The 19,384-nt window shown below is 43.2% G+C and carries 21 protein-coding genes; 16 read left to right on the top strand and 5 right to left on the bottom strand.

Going from position 1 to position 19,384, the window contains the following annotated elements; genetic code table 11:
* Positions 1-92: 92 nt before the first annotated feature.
* The 5 genes from rng to mreB form a co-directional block, all read right to left on the bottom strand.
* Positions 93-1,562, bottom strand: a complete 1,470-nt coding sequence (gene rng / locus IQ211_RS06220) for a ribonuclease G (protein ID WP_189759132.1) — start codon at positions 1,560-1,562, stop codon at positions 93-95.
* A complete protein-coding gene (locus IQ211_RS06215) occupies positions 1,559-2,146 on the bottom strand; it encodes a Maf family protein (protein WP_189759131.1) in 588 nt (195 codons plus the stop codon). Before IQ211_RS06215 ends, rng begins: the two co-directional genes overlap by 4 nt.
* A 78-nt stretch (positions 2,147-2,224) precedes the next feature.
* The gene (gene mreD, locus IQ211_RS06210; RefSeq protein WP_189759130.1) at positions 2,225-2,713 is read right to left on the bottom strand and encodes a rod shape-determining protein MreD; all 489 of its coding nucleotides are present in this window, start codon (positions 2,711-2,713) and stop codon (positions 2,225-2,227) included.
* The gene (gene mreC / locus IQ211_RS06205) at positions 2,710-3,699 is read right to left on the bottom strand and encodes a rod shape-determining protein MreC (RefSeq protein ID WP_189759129.1); all 990 of its coding nucleotides are present in this window, start codon (positions 3,697-3,699) and stop codon (positions 2,710-2,712) included. Before mreC ends, mreD begins: the two co-directional genes overlap by 4 nt.
* A 108-nt stretch (positions 3,700-3,807) precedes the next feature.
* Positions 3,808-4,851 (bottom strand): rod shape-determining protein MreB, encoded by a 1,044-nt coding sequence (gene mreB / locus IQ211_RS06200; protein ID WP_189759128.1) that lies wholly within the window; start codon positions 4,849-4,851, stop codon positions 3,808-3,810.
* A 577-nt stretch (positions 4,852-5,428) separates the two neighbouring features.
* Between mreB and acuI the strand changes: the two genes are divergently transcribed.
* From acuI to IQ211_RS06120, 16 genes are all read left to right on the top strand, one after another.
* On the top strand, positions 5,429-6,403 hold the full coding sequence (gene acuI / locus IQ211_RS06195) for an acrylyl-CoA reductase (NADPH) (protein WP_189759127.1): 975 nt from the start codon (positions 5,429-5,431) through the stop codon (positions 6,401-6,403).
* Between the two features lie 155 nt (positions 6,404-6,558).
* Positions 6,559-7,011 (top strand): type II 3-dehydroquinate dehydratase, encoded by a 453-nt coding sequence (gene aroQ, locus IQ211_RS06190; protein ID WP_189759126.1) that lies wholly within the window; start codon positions 6,559-6,561, stop codon positions 7,009-7,011.
* Between the two features lie 27 nt (positions 7,012-7,038).
* Positions 7,039-7,491: an acetyl-CoA carboxylase biotin carboxyl carrier protein gene (gene accB, locus IQ211_RS06185; protein WP_189759125.1), complete on the top strand. Its 453-nt coding sequence runs from the start codon at positions 7,039-7,041 to the stop codon at positions 7,489-7,491.
* 13 nt (positions 7,492-7,504) lie between these two features.
* Positions 7,505-8,854, top strand: a complete 1,350-nt coding sequence (accC, locus tag IQ211_RS06180) for an acetyl-CoA carboxylase biotin carboxylase subunit (protein ID WP_189759124.1) — start codon at positions 7,505-7,507, stop codon at positions 8,852-8,854.
* A gap of 112 nt (positions 8,855-8,966) precedes the next feature.
* Entirely contained in the window at positions 8,967-9,209 is a 243-nt protein-coding gene (locus IQ211_RS06175) for a YhdT family protein (RefSeq protein WP_074024973.1), read from the top strand.
* The gene (gene panF / locus IQ211_RS06170; protein ID WP_189759123.1) at positions 9,199-10,644 is read left to right on the top strand and encodes a sodium/pantothenate symporter; all 1,446 of its coding nucleotides are present in this window, start codon (positions 9,199-9,201) and stop codon (positions 10,642-10,644) included. The genes IQ211_RS06175 and panF overlap by 11 nt, the downstream gene beginning before the upstream one ends.
* Positions 10,645-10,670: 26 nt before the next feature.
* Entirely contained in the window at positions 10,671-11,552 is an 882-nt protein-coding gene (gene prmA, locus IQ211_RS06165; RefSeq protein ID WP_189759122.1) for a 50S ribosomal protein L11 methyltransferase, read from the top strand.
* Between the two features lie 284 nt (positions 11,553-11,836).
* A complete protein-coding gene (dusB, locus tag IQ211_RS06160; RefSeq protein ID WP_189759140.1) occupies positions 11,837-12,820 on the top strand; it encodes a tRNA dihydrouridine synthase DusB in 984 nt (327 codons plus the stop codon).
* A gap of 7 nt (positions 12,821-12,827) precedes the next feature.
* Positions 12,828-13,124 carry a DNA-binding transcriptional regulator Fis gene (gene fis / locus IQ211_RS06155; protein ID WP_010847912.1) on the top strand — a complete coding sequence of 99 codons (297 nt, stop codon included), beginning with the start codon at positions 12,828-12,830 and terminating at the stop codon, positions 13,122-13,124.
* Positions 13,125-14,028: 904 nt separating this feature from the next.
* Positions 14,029-14,949, top strand: a complete 921-nt coding sequence (locus IQ211_RS06150) for an AMP-binding protein (RefSeq protein ID WP_189759121.1) — start codon at positions 14,029-14,031, stop codon at positions 14,947-14,949.
* A gap of 137 nt (positions 14,950-15,086) precedes the next feature.
* Entirely contained in the window at positions 15,087-15,767 is a 681-nt protein-coding gene (locus IQ211_RS06145; RefSeq protein ID WP_193836332.1) for an AMP-binding protein, read from the top strand.
* 4 nt (positions 15,768-15,771) lie between these two features.
* Positions 15,772-16,032, top strand: coding sequence for a phosphopantetheine-binding protein (locus IQ211_RS06140; protein WP_189759119.1), 261 nt, complete (start codon positions 15,772-15,774; stop codon positions 16,030-16,032).
* Positions 16,033-16,056: 24 nt separating this feature from the next.
* Positions 16,057-16,998 (top strand): chlorinating enzyme, encoded by a 942-nt coding sequence (locus IQ211_RS06135; protein ID WP_189759118.1) that lies wholly within the window; start codon positions 16,057-16,059, stop codon positions 16,996-16,998.
* A gap of 12 nt (positions 16,999-17,010) precedes the next feature.
* On the top strand, positions 17,011-17,697 hold the full coding sequence (locus IQ211_RS06130; RefSeq protein ID WP_189759117.1) for an alanyl-tRNA editing protein: 687 nt from the start codon (positions 17,011-17,013) through the stop codon (positions 17,695-17,697).
* Positions 17,687-18,598 carry a DMT family transporter gene (locus IQ211_RS06125; RefSeq protein ID WP_189759116.1) on the top strand — a complete coding sequence of 304 codons (912 nt, stop codon included), beginning with the start codon at positions 17,687-17,689 and terminating at the stop codon, positions 18,596-18,598. The genes IQ211_RS06130 and IQ211_RS06125 overlap by 11 nt, the downstream gene beginning before the upstream one ends.
* The gene (locus tag IQ211_RS06120) at positions 18,591-19,109 is read left to right on the top strand and encodes a thioesterase II family protein (RefSeq protein ID WP_189759115.1); all 519 of its coding nucleotides are present in this window, start codon (positions 18,591-18,593) and stop codon (positions 19,107-19,109) included. The genes IQ211_RS06125 and IQ211_RS06120 overlap by 8 nt, the downstream gene beginning before the upstream one ends.
* Positions 19,110-19,384 lie beyond the last annotated feature (275 nt).

Here is a 19,384-nt window from a genome sequence, read left to right as displayed (position 1 = left end):
GCATTTCTCCTTGGTTGCCAGCGCTATTTCTCTGCAAGCTAGTTTTTGTAACCTTCTTCTACAGACTCGTTCTTACAAATGAACTGATGGTGTTACATCATGATAACGTCAAATTGCTCCTGGCTGTAACGCTGTTCTGTCTGCACTTTGACCTGTTTACCGACAAAAATTTCCACCTCAGCCAATGCGTGGGACTCATCCCCTTTTAGGGCTTCACTGACGGCTGGTGAGGCATAAACCAGAAAACGCGCAGCATCAATTGCACGGTTGACGCGTACAATTTCACGCAAGATTTCATAACAGACGGTTTCGACGGATTTTACCGTGCCACGTCCCTGACACGTTGGACAATTATCACACAAGATATGTTCGATACTTTCCCGTGTACGTTTGCGCGTCATCTCAACCAAACCCAATTGTGAAAAACCATTGATGGTGGTTTTCACCCTATCTTTGCTTAGTGCTTGTTCCAGGGAAGCTAATACACGGCGCCGGTGCTCTTCATTACCCATGTCAATAAAATCAATGATAATGATACCGCCCAAATTACGGAGCCTTAATTGTCGGGCAATGGCCTGTGTTGCTTCGATATTAGTATTAAAGATAGTCTCATCTAAGTTGCGATGCCCAACAAAAGCTCCCGTATTAATATCAATTGTTGTCATGGCTTCTGTCTGATCAATGATCAGATAACCGCCTGACTTTAATTCAACCTTACGTTCCAGCGCCCGTTGGATTTCATTTTCCACATCGTACAGATCAAATATCGGCTGGTTTCCCTGATAATGTTCCAGTTTAGCGTTCATTTCAGGGATATATTCATCAATAAATTCCTGCAATTGGATAAATGTCTGGCGGGAATCAACCCGAATGCGATCGAGGGAAGCTCTAACAAAATCACGTAAAACACGCTGCGCCAGTGCTAATTCACCATAGACCTTGTTTTTGGTGATATTGCGTTTCTTACGTTCAATCACTTTACTCCATAGGCGCTTCAAAAATGCGGCATCCTGTGCCAGTTCTTCTTTTCCCACACCTTCGGCGGCCGTGCGGATAATAAACCCGCCATGCTCATCACAATACTCCATGACAATGCTTTTCAGGCGATCACGCTCTGCTTCGCTCTCTATGCGCTGTGAAACACCAACATGTGATGCACCTGGCATAAACACCAGGTAACGTGATGGTAAGGTGATATCCGTTGTCAAACGGGCACCTTTTGTCCCCAGAGGATCTTTCACTACCTGAACAAGTAAATCCTGCCCCTGACGCACTAATTCAGCAATGTCCCTGACATGGAAATTCTTCCGCTCTTCGCCGGCAATACATTCAGTATGGGGCACAATATCCGAAGCATGTAAAAAAGCCGCTTTCTCCAGCCCAATATCGACAAAAGCCGCCTGCATACCCGGTAAAACCCGGCTCACGCGCCCTTTATAAATGTTTCCGACAATGCCCCTTTTGGCTTCTCGCTCAATATGAATTTCTTGTAAGATACCGCCATCAATATAAGCAACCCGCGTTTCGGATGGTGTTATATTGACTAATAACTCTGCTGTCATGAATAGTCCTTCCCATCAGCTAACGCTAAAAATCGTGTGATTAATTCATACGTTTCCACCAGTGGTAAGCCAACAACAGCGTGGTAACTGCCATTAATTTTTCTGACAAAACAACCGCCTTTACCTTGAATGCCATAAGCGCCGGCTTTATCCATTGGCTCCCCAGTGGCAATATATTCCTGTATTTCCCGTTGGGACAACTGGCGGAATATCACATCTGTAATGACTATCTCACTCAAGGTATGTTGATTGTTCGATAAAGCAACAGCCGTCATGACCTGATGGCGTTGACCAGACAAACCGTTAAGCATTTCCATAGCGTGTCGCTGATTTCGCGGTTTTTCCAAAATTTGGTTATTCAATACAACAAGGGTATCAGCCCCCAGAACGGGGTAATTGTGTGAGGCAATGGCTACGCCAGCCTGTGCTTTCTCTCTGGCTAATCGAGTAACATATTGCTGTGGAGACTCTCCTTCACGCCATTTTTCTTCGACCTGAGGTGCAAGGATTTCAAAATTAAAATCCAATAATTCCACCAGCTCACGCCGTCTTGGGGAGCCAGAAGCTAAGTAAATGGTTTTCATCGCGAATAATCCTTAGGAGTCTATCCCATCAGCTATTTTTTGTTATATGCCTTTGCCTTTTAAATACAGAAACCCACTTTAACGGACTGAAAATTGACGACGGATTTTCCGCATTAATAAGAATAGCCAAGGCCAGAGAATACCATTGACTACCCCATTCCAGAACACTTCTGGATGAAAGATAGTCTTGAGTAACAGAACATGGATCAGAAAAACGCAGAAGTTCATCAATGTCGAAAGCCCGACGACAACCAGGGCTTGCTGCCAAAGCGCCATATTGCGAATAAGCTGAAATTTGAATGCGACCAGAAAACTGATAATGCTCAATGCCAGAGCATGTGCTCCCAAAATACTGCCGTGCAACAGATCAGTAATAATCCCCAAAACAAAGCCAGTACCAACGCTGACACGATGGGGAAGCGCAAGCAACCAATAAACTAAGCACAGCATCAGTAAGGTAGGCCGAAACATAAAAAACTGCTCCGGCCACGGCATAATCTGTAGCACGATTGCAATCAGGAAAGATAACCAAATAACCCAAAGTCCTTGGCTATGATATTGACTCATTGACGATTTCCTGTAGCTGGTAATGTCGGTTTTTCCACTGACTTTGGTGCCAGCAACTGTGGTGACTCATTTGATGGATTTGGCAACACTTGCGGTAACATCTGCATCAAACGTTCATTGGCAGCGCGGTATACTTCCGAAGGTGGCAATGGTTCAGACGGATCGTTATCTCCTCCCCATAATAGGAGCAAATAGCGCAAGCGTCGCAATTCAGCCAACGGACGGGCACGAATTACCGCATGAGCCCGCTGGTTATCAATTTTGACAGAAGAGACGACAGCCACAGGATAACCTTCAGGAAAACGCCCTCCCAGCCCCGATGTCACCAATACATCACCTACGCGGATATCTGTATCACTTGGTAAAGGTTCCAGCAGGAGATCATCCGTACACCCTGCTCCCCCAGCGATAACACGAATGTCGTTTCGCAGTACCTGCACCGGAATGGCATGAGAAGTATCGCAAATCAACAATATCCGGCTGCTCAACTGGCTCACGGCAGTCACTTGCCCCACGACACCACGATCACTGATCACCGGCTGCCCTTCGTACACGCCATCCTTCGCCCCTTTATCAATGACAATTTGATCGCGGTATGGATCCATCCCCCCTGAAATCACCTGCGATACCATCATGTGTTCATCATGACGCAGTGGCGATCCCAGTAATTCACGTAAACGGGAATTTTCTTGTTTCAGTTGCCCTAACAGCAGCAATTTACTGTCCTGTAAACGCAATTCATTACGCAGGGCTCTATTTTCCAGCTCCAGATGATTACGGCTAACGAAAGATTCTGAGAGGCCGTCCAAAAACTGACGCGGCCCGTTGGCAAGAAAATAAAAAGGACTCACAGCCGTATCCATGTAGCTACGGACTTTATTGAAAATACCAAGGCGACTGTCTACCACCATCAAAATAATGGCAACAATGATAGCAAAAAAGAGTCGTAGTTGCAGAGAAGGCCCTCTGCTGAAAATCGGCTTCATAAATGGCGTATTGTCGAGCTGTGTTGTCTCATAAATGATAAAACTCCGGCACAATCAGCAAGGAGGTCCCAATAAAACACGTCCACCTCCCAGCTCGCAGAGTTACTTTCAGTCTTCGCTGAACAGATCGCCACCATGCATGTCGATCATCTCCAGTGCCTTGCCACCACCACGGGCAACACAGGTCAGTGGATCTTCCGCAACAATGACAGGAATGCCGGTTTCTTCCATCAGCAAACGATCAAGATTACGCAACAACGCACCACCGCCAGTCAACACCATGCCTCGTTCAGAAATATCGGAGGCCAATTCTGGTGGGCACTGTTCCAGAGCGACCATCACGGCACTCACAATACCCGTTAAGGGTTCTTGCAGAGCTTCAAGGATTTCATTGGAATTTAGGGTAAAACTGCGAGGTACACCTTCCGCAAGGTTACGGCCACGCACTTCGATTTCTCGTACTTCATCCGTTGGATAAGCAGAACCAATTCCATGTTTAATGCGCTCTGCCGTTGCTTCCCCAATCAGGGAGCCATAATTACGACGAACGTAGTTGATGATAGCTTCATCAAAACGGTCACCACCAATACGTACAGAAGAAGAATAAACCACCCCATTAAGGGAAATAACCGCAACTTCAGTGGTTCCCCCACCAATATCAACGACCATTGAACCCGTTGCTTCGGAAACCGGCAAACCAGCACCGATAGCCGCCGCCATAGGTTCTTCAATTAAAAATACCTCCCGCGCTCCTGCACTTTGGGCGGATTCACGGATGGCACGACGCTCAACTTGAGTCGCACCGACAGGTACACAGACCAACACGCGCGGGCTTGGACGCATGAAACTGTTATTGTGAACCTGCTTGATAAAATGCTGTAGCATCTTTTCAGTAATATAAAAATCAGCAATCACCCCATCCTTCATGGGACGGATAGCGGCAATATTACCCGGAGTACGTCCCAGCATCTGTTTTGCTTCCAGCCCTACTGCTGCAACGCTTTTTGGTGAACCGGCTCTGTCCTGGCGAATAGCAACGACAGAGGGTTGATCCAATACTATTCCTTGGCCTTTGACATAAATAAGGGTATTGGCAGTACCCAAGTCAATGGACAAATCGTTGGAAAACATGCCACGAAATTTCTTTAACATAACGAAAGGATAATCCTGCAAGCTGGGGACGGAGATTTTCCGTCTACTCTACCAACCACATGAAGCAGCGACAAGGCGCATAATTAACTACTTTTACTACTTCAATAAAAGTGGCCACGTTATTCACATCAGAAATACGGTATTCTACGTTACTTTTCTCTAACGGAGCAGAAAAAAACTGCATAAAAATGGGTTAATTCAGCTAATACACCAAAAAATAACATGACAAAGAAAGTCCCAAGACGAAATGGTTCATGAATTATAAAAACAATAGATGAATTTGGTGAGATATCACAACATTGTTGTCCCCCCATTTCAGTGCATCAGGTTTTAGCTATACCAATCACCTTTCAATATGCGTCTTAATACCTCCCCCACTACGCGGGGAGGTATGGCCCTGAATTCCCCTGCTCTTGCCTCAAATTCTATGCCTCCCCCGCGTCGCGGGGAGGTATAGGTTCTATCTATATTGTAGTAATGCAAAACTGTAATGATGCAAAATTGTGGTAATACCAGAATCGTGGTAATGCTAAGCAGGTAATAATGTCAGATAGATACCTATCAAGAGAGGATGATCATGAAAGCTTTATTACTGGAACAACACGAAACATTATCAGCATCCATTCAAAATATTGATATATCTCAATTGCCATCGGGTAATGTGGTCGTTGATATCCATTGGTCCACACTCAATTACAAAGATGCCCTTGCCATCACCGGCAAGGGGAAGATTATCCGTCAATTTCCGATGGTGCCGGGGATTGATTTTTCTGGTGTTGTCCATCATTCCGAAGATCCCCGTTTTCACGTCGGACAACATGTTTTGCTGACTGGCTGGGGTGTGGGAGAAACGCACTGGGGCGGGCTGGCAGAACAAGCAAGAGTATCTGGGGAGTGGCTGACTCCTTTGCCACCTGCATTAAGTACCCGACAAGCAATGATCATCGGCACGGCGGGTTTTACTGCCATGTTATGTGTCATGGCGTTGGAACAAGGAGGCGTCACACCGGAAAGCGGAGAAATCGCTGTGACAGGAGCCAGTGGTGGGGTTGGCAGTACGGCGATTACCTTACTGTCACAACTGGGCTATTCCGTCACTGCGATTAGCAACAAACCCGACAGCCAAGATTATCTGCTCTCGCTGGGGGCGAAAACGGTTTTACCCGTCAGTGACTTCAACCAGCCATCACGTCCATTAGAAAAACAACGTTGGGCCGGTGTAATAGATACCGTTGGTGGCACGATATTGGCTACCTTGCTGGCTCAAGTGCATTACAACGGTACAGTAGCCGCTTGTGGCATGGCAAGTGACAGTCAACTCCCCACGAGCGTAATGCCGTTTATTCTACGTAATGTTCGTTTACAGGGTGTAGAATCTGTCACTGTCCCTGCGGTGAAACGCCCTGCCATTTGGCAACGTTTGCAAGCGCTACTACCAGATTCCTTTTATCAGCAAGCAGCGAATGAAATTACATTAGAACAGGTGATCGAACACGCCAATAAGTTGATAAACAATCAAATTACGGGCAGAACAGTAGTGAAAGTGCGCTGATAAGACCAGTATTTAGCTGCTAAATGCCACGATATGTTTATAATGTCGGGCTTTATCGTCAAATTTACAATTCTAGCTATCAGAAAGAGATGACAAACCGTTGACATCGAGTTATCTTGGTCGATTGTTGACAGATTGCCGGAGATACCCGCACAATGGCAGACAAGTTTCGCATTTTACTCTTGAATGGCCCTAACCTGAACCTGTTGGGAACACGAGAGCCAGAGACCTACGGCAAGTTAACGCTGGATGACATCGTTAACAGACTGTCAAAAGAAGCTCAACAATCGGGGGCTGAATTATCCCATCTGCAATCCAACGCAGAATCTGAACTAATTGAGAGAATTCATTCTGCGCGGGGCAATACAGATTTTATTTTAATCAACCCTGCAGCATACACGCACACCAGCGTGGCATTGCGCGACGCACTTCTGGCGGTAGATATCCCATTTATTGAGATTCACCTTTCCAACGTGCATGCCCGCGAGCCATTCCGCCACCACTCATATCTTTCCGATATTGCAGTCGGTGTCATCTGTGGATTGGGGGCGGATGGTTATAGTTTCGCATTACAGGCAGCGGTCAACCGCTTGTCAACATCCAACTAATTGACTTAAAAGTACGGAACCACACTCATGGATATTCGTAAGATAAAAAAACTGATCGAGCTGGTTGAAGAATCTGGCATTTCTGAACTGGAAATTTCTGAAGGTGAAGAGTCAGTACGCATCAGCCGGGCAACGACAGCCGCGGCAATACCTGTGACCCAGCAATATATTTCTGCGCCTGCTCAACAGCCAGTGCAGGCCGCTGCACCAGCGCCAGCCGCCGCTGACAAACCCGCGGAAATCAGTGGTCACACAGTTCGCTCGCCGATGGTTGGTACGTTCTACCGTTCACCAAGCCCAGATGCGAAACCTTTCATTGAAGTCGGCCAGCATGTTAATCAGGGCGAAACCCTGTGCATCGTGGAAGCGATGAAAATGATGAATCAGATCGAAGCTGACAAAACTGGCGTAGTAAAAGCGATTCTGGTCCAAGACGGTCAACCTGTTGAATTCGACGAGCCATTGGTCGTCATCGAATAACGAGGCGCACCCCATGCTTGAAAAAATTGTCATTGCTAACCGCGGTGAAATTGCACTGCGTATCCTGAGAGCCTGTAAGGAACTTGGGATCAAAACCGTGGCTGTGCACTCTGCGGCAGACCGTGATCTGAAGCACGTCCTGCTGGCGGATGAAACCGTCTGCATTGGCCCGGCTGCCTCAGCTAAAAGTTATCTGAATATTCCTGCCATTATCTCTGCGGCGGAAATCACTTGTGCACAGGCAATCCACCCGGGTTATGGCTTCCTGTCTGAAAATGCTGACTTTGCCGAGCAGGTCGAGCGTTCTGGCTTTATTTTCATTGGTCCGAAAGCGGATACTATCCGTTTGATGGGGGATAAAGTTTCCGCTATCAACGCAATGAAAAAAGCGGGTGTCCCTTGCGTTCCTGGCTCTGATGGCCCATTGGGTGACGATACCGAGAAAAACAAGGCCATTGCAAACCGCATCGGCTATCCGGTGATCATCAAGGCATCAGGCGGCGGCGGCGGCCGTGGTATGCGCGTCGTACGCAGCGACAAAGATCTGGCACAATCCATCGCTATGACTCGCGCAGAAGCTAAAGCCGCTTTCAACAACGACATGGTGTACATGGAGAAATTCCTTGAAAACCCACGTCACGTTGAAATCCAGGTCTTAGCTGATGGTCAGGGCAATGCACTCTATCTGGCTGAACGTGACTGCTCCATGCAGCGCCGCCACCAGAAAGTGGTGGAAGAAGCGCCAGCACCGGGTATCTCACCAGAACTGCGCCGCAGTATCGGTGAGCGTTGTGCCAATGCCTGCATCGAAATCGGCTATCGCGGAGCAGGTACATTTGAGTTCCTGTACGAAAACGGCGAATTCTACTTTATTGAGATGAATACCCGTATTCAGGTTGAACATCCAGTGACTGAAATGATCACTGGCGTTGACTTGATTAAGGAACAGTTACGTATCGCCTCTGGTATGCCACTGTCCATCAAACAGGAAGATGTTGAAATCAAAGGCCATGCGATCGAATGCCGTATCAATGCAGAAGATCCGAAAACCTTCCTGCCAAGTCCGGGCAAGATCACCCATTTTCACTCACCAGGTGGGTTTGGTGTGCGTTGGGAATCCCACATCTATGCGGGATATACCGTACCGCCTTACTATGATTCCATGATTGGTAAGCTCATCACTTACGGCGAAACCCGTGAAGTGGCCATTGCACGTATGAAGAACGCACTGGCCGAGTTGATCATTGATGGCATTAAGACCAATATCGATCTGCAACTGGCAATCATGAATGACGAGAACTTCCAGAAAGGTGGAACCAATATCCATTATCTGGAGAAGAAATTAGGCTTGCATGATAAGTAAGGTTTCTTTGACGCTTATTTAGCGTTTGTTGCTTTGAATAAAATCCCATCTTTTATCGGTGGGATTTTTTATATTCCCCCCTATTGTTTCATGTAAATTACCCGGAGAACGAATGGACGGACGATTTGTTCAATCCAACAAAGAAGCACGCTGGGCGATATTCCTGACATTGGCCTATCTTGTTGGTTGGCTGCTGTGTGCTTATTTACCCAGTGATGCCATCGGCTTAACTGGGTTGCCTCGCTGGTTTGAACTGGCTTGCCTGCTGCTACCTGCCTTATTTATCATCCTTTGCTATTTGATGGTGAAGTTTATATTCAAGGACATTCCACTGGAGGATAGTGATGCAAAGTGAAGTCATTCTGCCTCTCGTGGGATATCTGGCATTAGTGTTCATGCTCTCAATCTATGCTTATCGTCGCCGACAAACAGGTGAATTCCTCAGTGAGTATTTTCTCGGCAACCGCTCAATGGGGGGTTTTGTACTGGCAATGACCATTACCGCAACTTATATCAGTGCCAGTTCCTTTATTGGTGGCCCTGGTGCCGCTTATAAGTATGGTATCGGTTGGGTGTTATTATCATTGATCCAATTGCCGGCGATATGGCTCTCACTTAGCGTATTGGGCAAAAAATTTGCGATCCTCGCTCGCCGTTATAATGCGGTCACCCTCAACGATATGCTATATGCACGCTACCAAAGCCGCTTTCTGGTCTGGTTTGCCAGTATAAGCCTGCTGGTGGCCTTTATCGGTGCTATGACAGTGCAATTCATTGGCGGTGCTCGTTTACTGGAAACTGCCGCCGGTATCCCTTACGACACAGGGTTATTGATTTTTGGCGTTTCCATCGCCCTCTATACTGCTTTTGGCGGTTTTAGAGCCAGCGTCCTCAATGATGCCTTACAAGGATTAGTGATGTTGCTGGGAACCGCGTTATTACTGGCTGGCATTATCTATAAAGCCGGTGGATTATCAGCAGCAGTGACGACACTGCGCACTATTGACCCTAATCTGGTTTCTCCTTATGGCGTCGATAATATCCTCACAGGGCCATTTATGGCGTCTTTCTGGGTACTGGTTTGCTTTGGCGTTGTTGGGCTGCCACACACCGCGGTGCGCTGTATCTCTTATAAAGACAGTAAGGCCGTTCACCGTGGTATTGTGCTTGGCACACTCGTAATGGCATTCCTGATGTTCGGTATGCACCTTGCTGGTGCCCTTGGCCGAGCCATCATTCCTGATCTGACGATCCCCGATCAAGTGATCCCAACGTTAATGATCACAGTACTGCCTCCTGTGGCTGCCGGTATTTTTCTGGCTGCACCAATGGCGGCGATTATGTCCACCATTAACGCCCAATTACTGCAATCTTCGGCCACTATCGTCAAAGATCTCTATTTAAACCTGTTTCCACACCAGATCCGTCAGGAGAAAAAACTGTCACGCATCTCCAGTTATTCCACCCTATTTTTAGGGGCATTACTGCTACTGGCAGCCTGGCGCCCACCTGAGATGATTATCTGGCTAAACTTGCTGGCATTTGGTGGACTACAAGCCGTTTTCCTCTGGCCACTGGTGCTGGGATTATATTGGGAAAAAGCCAATGCCCAGGGAGCGATCAGCTCAATGCTGGTAGGGGCAGCAAGCTATACTTTGCTGGCAACGTTCAATATCCAGCTACTTGGTTTCCACCCTATCGTGCCATCACTATTGCTGAGTTTACTGGCATTTTGGCTAGGAAATAAATTTGGTGCAGTTTGCGCTAAACGGTTACATTTCACACAATAACGTGATCCACAAAACGAGAATTTTTTATGCCTTGGATACAATTAAGATTAAACACCACGGGACAACAAGCGGAAGCATTAGGCGATGAGCTGATGGAAAGTGGCGCAGTATCAGTCACCTTTCAGGATAGCCACGATACCCCTATTTTTGAGCCTCTGCCAGGCGAGACACGTTTATGGGGTGATACCGATGTTATCGGCCTGTATGACGCTGAAATGGATATGAAAGCGGTTGTCAGCCAATTGGAGCAACTTCCACAACTGGGTAAAGGTTTTATCCACAAAATTGAACAACTGGAAGATAAAGATTGGGAACGAGAGTGGATGGATAACTTCCACCCTATGCGCTTCGGGAAGCGTCTGTGGATCTGCCCTAGCTGGCGCGAAGTGCCTGAACCAGAAGCCGTTAATGTCATGCTTGACCCTGGTCTGGCCTTCGGCACGGGTACTCATCCAACCACCTCCCTTTGCCTGCAATGGCTGGATGGCCTTGACCTGACAGGTAAAACCGTGATCGACTTTGGTTGCGGCTCAGGCATATTGGCTATCGCAGCGCTGAAACTGGGCGCAAAACACGCCATCGGTATTGATATCGACCCACAAGCCATTCAAGCCAGCCGGGATAACGCCGAACGCAATGGTGTATCTGACCAATTAACCCTCTATCTATCCAAAGATCAACCTAAAGACCTTGAATGCGATATCGTGATTGCCAATATTCTGGCAGGTCCTCTGCGTGAACTTGCTCCTGTCATTGGCTCACTGCCTAAATCTGGTGGATTATTAGGCTTATCCGGTGTTCTGGCCAGTCAAGCTGACGGGGTAGCTCAGGCCTATGACAATGAATTCATTATTGATCCAATAGCTGAACAAGAAGAATGGTGTCGTATCACGGGGATTAAAAAATAATCAACTGATACCTATTGAAAAGCGTGATTATCCACTAAAATGATCCCCCAGGAGGTCAATTAGTGGTAATCCGCTCTATTTATGATTAGAAATATAAGTAATAACAAATTTCAGCAATAAAATGTAACTATTTGTTATTTAACAGTAATCAACCAATTTTAAAAAAATCAACTGGAAAAAATCCGTTATAAATGTCGATTCGCTCAAAGTTTGGCCTTTCATATCTTGTGAAAAATGCGTAATATACGCGCCCTTAGTCACAGTTGACCACTCTTTCTTCGTCTATGCGTATCGGACAATACCAGTTGAAAAACTGTCTTATTGCGGCTCCTATGGCAGGCATAACAGATCGCCCGTTTCGATCTCTTTGCTACCAGATGGGAGCAGGAATGACAGTCTCAGAAATGCTTTCTTCCAATCCCCAGGTTTGGAAGACGGATAAATCACGGCTGCGTATGGTTCATAGCGACGAACCCGGAGTGCGTTCTGTACAAATAGCCGGTAGTGATCCCGATGAAATGGCGGCGGCAGCGAAAATTAACGTCGCTAATGGCGCTCAGATCATCGATATCAATATGGGGTGCCCAGCTAAGAAGGTGAATCGTAAGCTGGCAGGCTCTGCATTACTGCGTTATCCAGAACTGGTTGAAAAAATCCTTTCTGCGGTAGTCAATGCAGTTGATGTGCCTGTTACTTTGAAGATTCGCACAGGTTGGTCACCGGAAGAACGTAACTGTGTAGAAATTGCCCAATTGGCCGAACGTTGTGGTATTCAGGCTCTTACGATACATGGCAGGACGCGATCTTGCCTGTTTAATGGTGAGGCCGAGTACGACAATATTCGGACAGTTAAGCAGACTGTTGCCATTCCAATTATTGCCAATGGCGACATTACTGACCCGCTAAAAGCCAGAGCAGTGCTTGAATACACTGGGGCTGATGCCCTGATGATAGGCCGTGCTGCTCAGGGAAGACCCTGGATCTTTCGGGAAATCCAGCATTATCTGGAAACAGGAGAATTGCTGCCACCGATGCCCCTTGGCGAAGTGCAGCGTTTAATGAGCGAGCATGTACGAGAACTGCATGACTTTTACGGTCAAGGCAAAGGAGTTCGTATTGCACGCAAGCATGTATCTTGGTATCTCAAGGAACATGCCCCTGATGACCAGTTTCGGCGCACATTCAACGCCATAGAGGATGCCAGCGAACAGCTGGAGGTGTTGAAGGCATACTTCGAAAATTTTTGCGTAAATAAAGAAAAGAGCTGACAGAACTATGTTCGAACAACGCGTAAATTCTGATGTACTAACCGTTGCTACTGTAAATTCACAAGATCAGGTAACTCAAAAACCTCTGCGTGATTCGGTTAAACAAGCACTGAAGAACTATTTTGCTCAACTGAACGGTCAAGACGTTAATGACCTGTATGAGCTGGTACTGGCTGAAGTAGAACAGCCACTGTTGGACATGGTGATGCAATACACCCGTGGCAACCAGACTCGCGCAGCACTGATGATGGGAATCAACCGTGGCACTCTGCGTAAGAAACTGAAAAAATACGGCATGAACTGATTTTAATCAGATAACTTGTTGTTGAAGAAGCACTTTCTCTTTTGAGGAAGTGCTTTTTTTGTTTCTGAGTACCCCACCAAATACCCCACATAAAAGTCCTCAGCATAAAAAATTCATTGGAAAACATAGGGACAAGCAAGAAGTGAAATTTGCGTTCAATGAGATGACCGATAACCTCAGCTTGGTCAAAGGCTAAATAGCGTTTCAAAATGATAGGAGTATCCCTTACCTCGCGCGCCGCGCGGGGTAAGGAACTCCAACATTTGATACTCTCAGTATTATGAAAAACTATTTAGTGAAAGGGATGACAGAAGCAGTTATAGGGTGGTGTCGCAAGCCCTATGTAATGATTTAGAAACAAAAGCGTTATCACTCAGGGATAGGCATTCGGACATTGGGTGCTCACTCTCCCTTCGCAATATGTTATAAAGCCTACCGACGTAAGCAAAACAATGACTATAACGATGCTCAGACAATTTCTGAGGCCTGTCAACATGGCACAATCCACCCGGTAAGAGTAAAAGCCTTAAACAGCGAGATGAGCAAACTTTTTTGAAAATGCGGCGACTTGTGGTGTGGAAGAAAAAACGCAACTGATCAACCATATCCGTAAATTGTTGGCTGGATAGGCTCTTATTAGACCCACTGACTTTGAAAGGTTTCGCGATATTTTAATTGAAGACAAGCATTATTAAAGACATAAACTCCCAAAAACAGAATAATTATGTTACTGGAATTTTTGCTTCTTATGTTTCCAGCAAAAGTTAAAATTATAACGTTCTTGAACTGGTTTATTAATTGTTTAAGAGCAATATTTTAATGTTGTGGTGTTAAATGGAACAATAATGAATGAGTGAGAATTACAAGTCTTTGTTAAAGCGGTTTTTACTATAGGAGGTTTTCTGTGACCGAGTCTTTATCAATGGAATGTAATAAAAAAACAATGTTAAGCCGATTTTTTATTGCTGCTAAAAAATATCCAGAAAGAATAGCAATTAAAGAGAATAAAAGGGAACTGAGTTACCACGGATTACAAAATTTTATCATAAGCATATCTAATGAATTACAAAAGAAAGGAGTTAAGCCAGGTGATAAAGTCGCTGTAGAACTTTCTCATTCTGTAGAATTGATAGCTACTTTATTAGCAGTGCAATATGTTGGAGCAGCATATATTCCAATTGATAAAAAAGCACCTAAAGAAAGAAATAATTTAATTATTAATGATGCTTGTCCAGTTTTAATCATCAATGATGACAGTTCAATTTTACATCATAGATGTGAAACAGAAAATACTAATTTCATGATTAATACTACACCAATGCCTATGGTATATGACGAATCATTATTACAAGAAACTGCATATATAATATATACATCTGGAACTACTGGCTCCCCAAAGGGAGTTCCAATTACTCACGAAAATTTACTCTCATTATTTAATGCAACAGAATGTTTTTATCGTTTCAATGAGACTGATATTACACTTTTATATCATTCTTATGCATTTGATTTTTCAGTATGGGAAATTTGGTCTGTTTTAGCCTATGGTGGCAGGTTAGTGATACCAGATGAAGAGACACGAATAACGCCATATAAGTTGGCTAAATTAGTTAAAGATGAAAAAGTTACTCTACTAAACCAAACACCGACGGCATTTTCTATTAATTCCCGTGCCCTTACTGAATTCGGAATGGAAGAATTATCATTGCGTTTTATTATCTTTGGAGGAGAGAGATTAAACTTTCAAGCATTGAGAAATTGGTATAATCAGTTTGGTTTTCAGGGCAACCGCATGAGTTATCAGCATGTTAAAACAAACAATTAATTAACACTAAAGTCTTGATGAGAACACCTTGTGTGGTTAATTATAGAGCAATAAGGTGAACCAACATTACGTCATATTCGCTTAAATATTGTGTATTGAATCCATTCTGAAACATATATTTAACAAAAAATCAACTCGTGCGGGAGCCCTGGTTTGGTTTTAACTCACCTCAATTAGTTAATATGTATGGTATTACTGAAACTACCATTCACGCAAGTTGGCATGTTGTTAATGAAAATGATTTAGAAAATTTTGAATCCACTATAGGATATCTATTACCTGGATTCGATTATGCTATTCGCCCAATAAGTGATGATAACGTAACTAACGAAAAAAGTGGTGAGCTTTTATTATCAGGTCATCAAGTAACTAAAGGATATTTAAACGATGAAACTAAGAACAAGGATAAGTTTATTTGGTTAGAAAACAATGGCATTTGGCATCGATATTACTGCTCTGGTGATTTAGTTTCTTATAACAAGAAAGGTGAATTAGTTTATTGTGGTCGATGTGATCAGCAAGTGAAAATAAATGGTTATAGAATCGAAATTGGAGAGATTGAATCAGTTCTAGCTAGATATGAAAAAATAAATGATATTTCAGTAATAGCTTCATATTCTGAAGTTAGTCGTGATTATTTGATTTGTTTTTTCACTTCTTCCACATCAGAAAAAGAATCCATTAGAGCTTTAACTAATTTAGCAAAAGAAAATTTACCAATATATATGAGACCATTGCGTTATAGAAAAATAGAAACCATGCCTAAAACAATTAATGGAAAAATTGACAAAAAACTAATTTTAAATTACTTGGAGTAAATAAATGATAGATAAAAATATATTAACTAATGAAAGCGATATAAAATTAAAAGCATTAGATAGATATCTTTCCTTATTGGGAAGTATGTTAGAAAAAACAGTTAAATATAATGATGATTTTATTGATGTTGGTGGTCATTCCATGATAGCAGTCTTATTAAATGAGAAAATAAAGAATGAATTCAATTTAATTTTGTCTATGGAGAAGCTTTTTAACTCTACGCTGTATGAAACATTTATTGAATCTACTTATATAAATAAATAATCAATTTAAAATAGGAAGTTTGTTATGTATCTTAAACTTAATAAAGAGCAATTAAATAATTTTCATAAAAATGGATTTATTGGTCCATTGACCATTTATTCCAAAGAAGAAGTGAATAAAGTGTGGAATGATGTTCGCCGCCAACTTCCTGATCGTAGTTATGCAGCATATCCTACTGATTCATATGGAGCAGCAACTAATATTTCGAACTACGATCGTCATTTAGATCTTGACTTACTTAGTCGACATATTATCCACCCTAAAATAATTGCTCCTGTTTCAAGCATTTTAGGAGATGACGTTTTATGCTGGAGAACTGAGTTTTTCCCAAAATATCCAGGAGATGAGGGGACAGATTGGCATCAAGCTGACACTTTCGCGAATGCCAGTGGTAAACCTCAAATTTTATGGCCAGGAGAAACAGAAGAGCAATTCGGTAAAGGAACATTAACGGTTTGGACTGCATTTACAGACGCCACAATTGAAAATGGTTGTTTACAAATCATTCCTGGTACTCATGTCAAGATGAATTATGATGAGACTAAATCAATGGAATATCAAAGCGATATTGTCAATAATTTAACTAAGGATGGTATTCATCGTGGTTTTTTTGGTTACGATTATCGGCAATTGCAAATTGATCCAGACTGGAAGCCCGATGAAACTCAAGCCGTTTCTCTAGAAATGAAAGCAGGTCAGTGTGTGATCTTTTGGTCCACATTGATGCATGCCTCTCATCCAAATATGACTAAAGATAATTTCCGTATGGGGTTTGTAGCCCGTTATGCTCCCAGTTATGTGGATATCTATCCCAATACTGACCATGTTTACGAATATGGCGGGAATATACCTCTTGATAAATTTGGTTGTGTGATCGTATCAGGAAAAAATCGTAATAATAACAATCGAGTCATTTCTCATAACTTACGTGGACAACCGTTTACTCCGTTATTTACACAATTATAAAAGGCATTTTTTATGACACAAATTCAGCGCTATCTGGACGATACGTATTGTTTTTTCTGTACGAGTGAAATAATTGCGAGTGGTTCTGATGATTGGGGGAATTGGTTTATTCTAAAAGAGAATATTTTTCATCCACAAGGTGGCGGTCAGCCGTCTGATATTGGGTGGGTGAATGATATATCTGTTAAAATCAGAAAACAGCCTACTAACAGCCAGGTAGCTATCTATCCTGAATTACCTATTCGCCATTCGCTGGGAGATAAAGTGATATCCAAAGTCTCGGTGGCAGACCGTATTTCTCACGCAGCATTACATACTACGGGTCATTTGCTGAACTGGGAGTTGCGCCAATATGGTTGGATCTCTACTAAAGGTCATCATTTTCCTGGAGAAGCACGAGTAGAATTTTCTCCAACAGGAGACCAAACCATACCGTTACATCAATTACCACTACAGGATATTGAAGCAGCTATTAGAATTAAATTATCTGATGGGAAGCAGGTAAAGACTTGGTATAAAGGCGACATCCGTTTGTGTTTAATTGAAGGCACTGAACCTGCCCCTTGCGCTGGTACGCATGTTGATAATCTTAAAAAAATCAATGAATTTTCTATTAAATCAACCAAAGTCAAAAAAGGGATTCTGCGTATTAGCTATGACGCCAGCCATATTTTTTTGAGGTCAGACCATGCCTCGTAAGCAATTATCGAACACAGGGCTGTATCTTTTAGATTTGGGATTACTGGTTATTGCCTTGTCTTGGGGGGCGAGTTATTCCCTGATGCAGCTCATCATTCAAGCTGGTGTCACTGTACCGCTGTTTCTCATGCTTCGCTTTGCGTTAGCAGTACCTTTTATATTTATTGGTGCTCAAATACGCTTGCGCAAGATTACTCAAGGAGAATTAGTTAACGGCATACTATTTGGTGGTTTATTATACGCTATTTTGACATTAGAAACGCTGGGCGTGAAATATACGACGGCGGCTAATGCTGGGTTTCTTATTGCATTATCGGTAGTGATAGTGCCGTTCTTTGAGCGTGTATTTGGAAAACGTAAGCAAAGTAAATTGATTTACTGTACTTGCCTCTTATCTTTGGTTGGTGGAGGAATATTAAGTTTCGCCAATACGGGTAATTTCGGGGTTAATAAGGGAGATTTGCTCATCCTGCTGGCTGCTTTGATTCGTGGTTTCCAAATTTTCATGTTTGGTAAACAAACAGCAAGTAAACCCTATTCATTGATTAATATCACTCTGATTGAGTTGGTCACCGTTTCTCTATTAGGGTTCATTTTTGTTTTAACCATTGAACCTGTTTCATTACGCTTTATCCCTGCGATCTCTCTTAATGCCTGGGGATACATTTTATTTTTAAGTGTGATGGCAACTGCCTTTGCATTCCTCATGCAACTTTATGCTGCCAAAACAACGAGTCCGACACGAGTAGGATTAATTTTATCTCTGGAACCCGCTTTTGCGGCTCTGTTTGCCATCATACTGATGGGGGAATCTATTGGTATTTTAAAAGGCATAGGAGGAGCGATTATAGTCTTTTCAGCTTTATTAGGGCGTATTGCCGAAGGGAGACGTTATGAATAATCAACGCCCTCAATTATTGATGTTTCATCATGCTGGCGGTAATTCATCCATATTTTCGGATTTTGCCAAACGTTGTTTTGATGATTTCAACGTCATTCAACTTGAAATGCCTGGGCGGGGGCGTCGGCGTCATGAACCATTAATGTATTGTGTTGATCATGTTATTGAGGATTTTGCATCACAAGTCCCACCTCAAGGTGATATTGTATTATTTGGATATAGCTTAGGGGCATATATTGCCTATGTAATGGCCGCATATTGCCGTAAGCTATCACCTAAAAGAAAGATTATCTTAGTCGTGATTTCTAATGAACCTATACATTGTCGTCGTAAATTCTCCTTAGGGGCTGGGGAATTCACTCATCAACAATTACTAAAATTTACAACAAAATTAGGTCAACTTCCTAAATGGTTACGGGAAGAATTTACCTTTTATACTTTGTATAATACTGGGTTCTTCAAAGATAAACCATGGAAAAAACACATAACATTCTTTATTACTTTTCCTTAAATAGGCTGTATTTGGCTTTGTTTCTCCGCAATTAGATGTAGCATAAGCGTCTATTCTAAAAGTCATGTTACATAATGGTTCACTTATATAATAAAGTGGAATTATTAGAGAAAGTATAATCACAAGAATAGATACTGATTTATTAGATAATTTTTCCAATGAATTATTATTCATTTTTTCAATCCAACCATCAGTCAAAATAAAAGAGGAATCCAAAATTAAAAAAGTAATTACGGAAGATATAATAACCCACACTATAACAATGATAAAAAGTA

The sequence above is a fragment of the Xenorhabdus griffiniae genome (genome assembly GCF_015163655.1).
GTDB classification, from domain to species: domain Bacteria; phylum Pseudomonadota; class Gammaproteobacteria; order Enterobacterales; family Enterobacteriaceae; genus Xenorhabdus; species Xenorhabdus griffiniae.
Note: the sequence above shows the minus strand (reverse complement) of the source record. Positions and strands in the feature narration are given on the sequence as shown.

Excerpts from the sequence above, each read along its gene's own strand:
- rng (WP_189759132.1), bottom strand. The coding sequence starts at position 1,562 with ATGACAGCAGAGTTATTAGTCAATATAACACCATCCGAAACGCGGGTT.
- IQ211_RS06215 (WP_189759131.1), bottom strand. The coding sequence starts at position 2,146 with ATGAAAACCATTTACTTAGCTTCTGGCTCCCCAAGACGGCGTGAGCTG.
- mreD (WP_189759130.1), bottom strand. The coding sequence starts at position 2,713 with ATGAGTCAATATCATAGCCAAGGACTTTGGGTTATTTGGTTATCTTTC.
- mreC (WP_189759129.1), bottom strand. The coding sequence starts at position 3,699 with ATGAAGCCGATTTTCAGCAGAGGGCCTTCTCTGCAACTACGACTCTTT.
- mreB (WP_189759128.1), bottom strand. The coding sequence starts at position 4,851 with ATGTTAAAGAAATTTCGTGGCATGTTTTCCAACGATTTGTCCATTGAC.
- acuI (WP_189759127.1), top strand. The coding sequence starts at position 5,429 with ATGAAAGCTTTATTACTGGAACAACACGAAACATTATCAGCATCCATT.
- aroQ (WP_189759126.1), top strand. The coding sequence starts at position 6,559 with ATGGCAGACAAGTTTCGCATTTTACTCTTGAATGGCCCTAACCTGAAC.
- accB (WP_189759125.1), top strand. The coding sequence starts at position 7,039 with ATGGATATTCGTAAGATAAAAAAACTGATCGAGCTGGTTGAAGAATCT.
- accC (WP_189759124.1), top strand. The coding sequence starts at position 7,505 with ATGCTTGAAAAAATTGTCATTGCTAACCGCGGTGAAATTGCACTGCGT.
- IQ211_RS06175 (WP_074024973.1), top strand. The coding sequence starts at position 8,967 with ATGGACGGACGATTTGTTCAATCCAACAAAGAAGCACGCTGGGCGATA.
- panF (WP_189759123.1), top strand. The coding sequence starts at position 9,199 with ATGCAAAGTGAAGTCATTCTGCCTCTCGTGGGATATCTGGCATTAGTG.
- prmA (WP_189759122.1), top strand. The coding sequence starts at position 10,671 with ATGCCTTGGATACAATTAAGATTAAACACCACGGGACAACAAGCGGAA.
- dusB (WP_189759140.1), top strand. The coding sequence starts at position 11,837 with ATGCGTATCGGACAATACCAGTTGAAAAACTGTCTTATTGCGGCTCCT.
- fis (WP_010847912.1), top strand. The coding sequence starts at position 12,828 with ATGTTCGAACAACGCGTAAATTCTGATGTACTAACCGTTGCTACTGTA.
- IQ211_RS06140 (WP_189759119.1), top strand. The coding sequence starts at position 15,772 with ATGATAGATAAAAATATATTAACTAATGAAAGCGATATAAAATTAAAA.
- IQ211_RS06135 (WP_189759118.1), top strand. The coding sequence starts at position 16,057 with ATGTATCTTAAACTTAATAAAGAGCAATTAAATAATTTTCATAAAAAT.
- IQ211_RS06130 (WP_189759117.1), top strand. The coding sequence starts at position 17,011 with ATGACACAAATTCAGCGCTATCTGGACGATACGTATTGTTTTTTCTGT.
- IQ211_RS06125 (WP_189759116.1), top strand. The coding sequence starts at position 17,687 with ATGCCTCGTAAGCAATTATCGAACACAGGGCTGTATCTTTTAGATTTG.
- IQ211_RS06120 (WP_189759115.1), top strand. The coding sequence starts at position 18,591 with ATGAATAATCAACGCCCTCAATTATTGATGTTTCATCATGCTGGCGGT.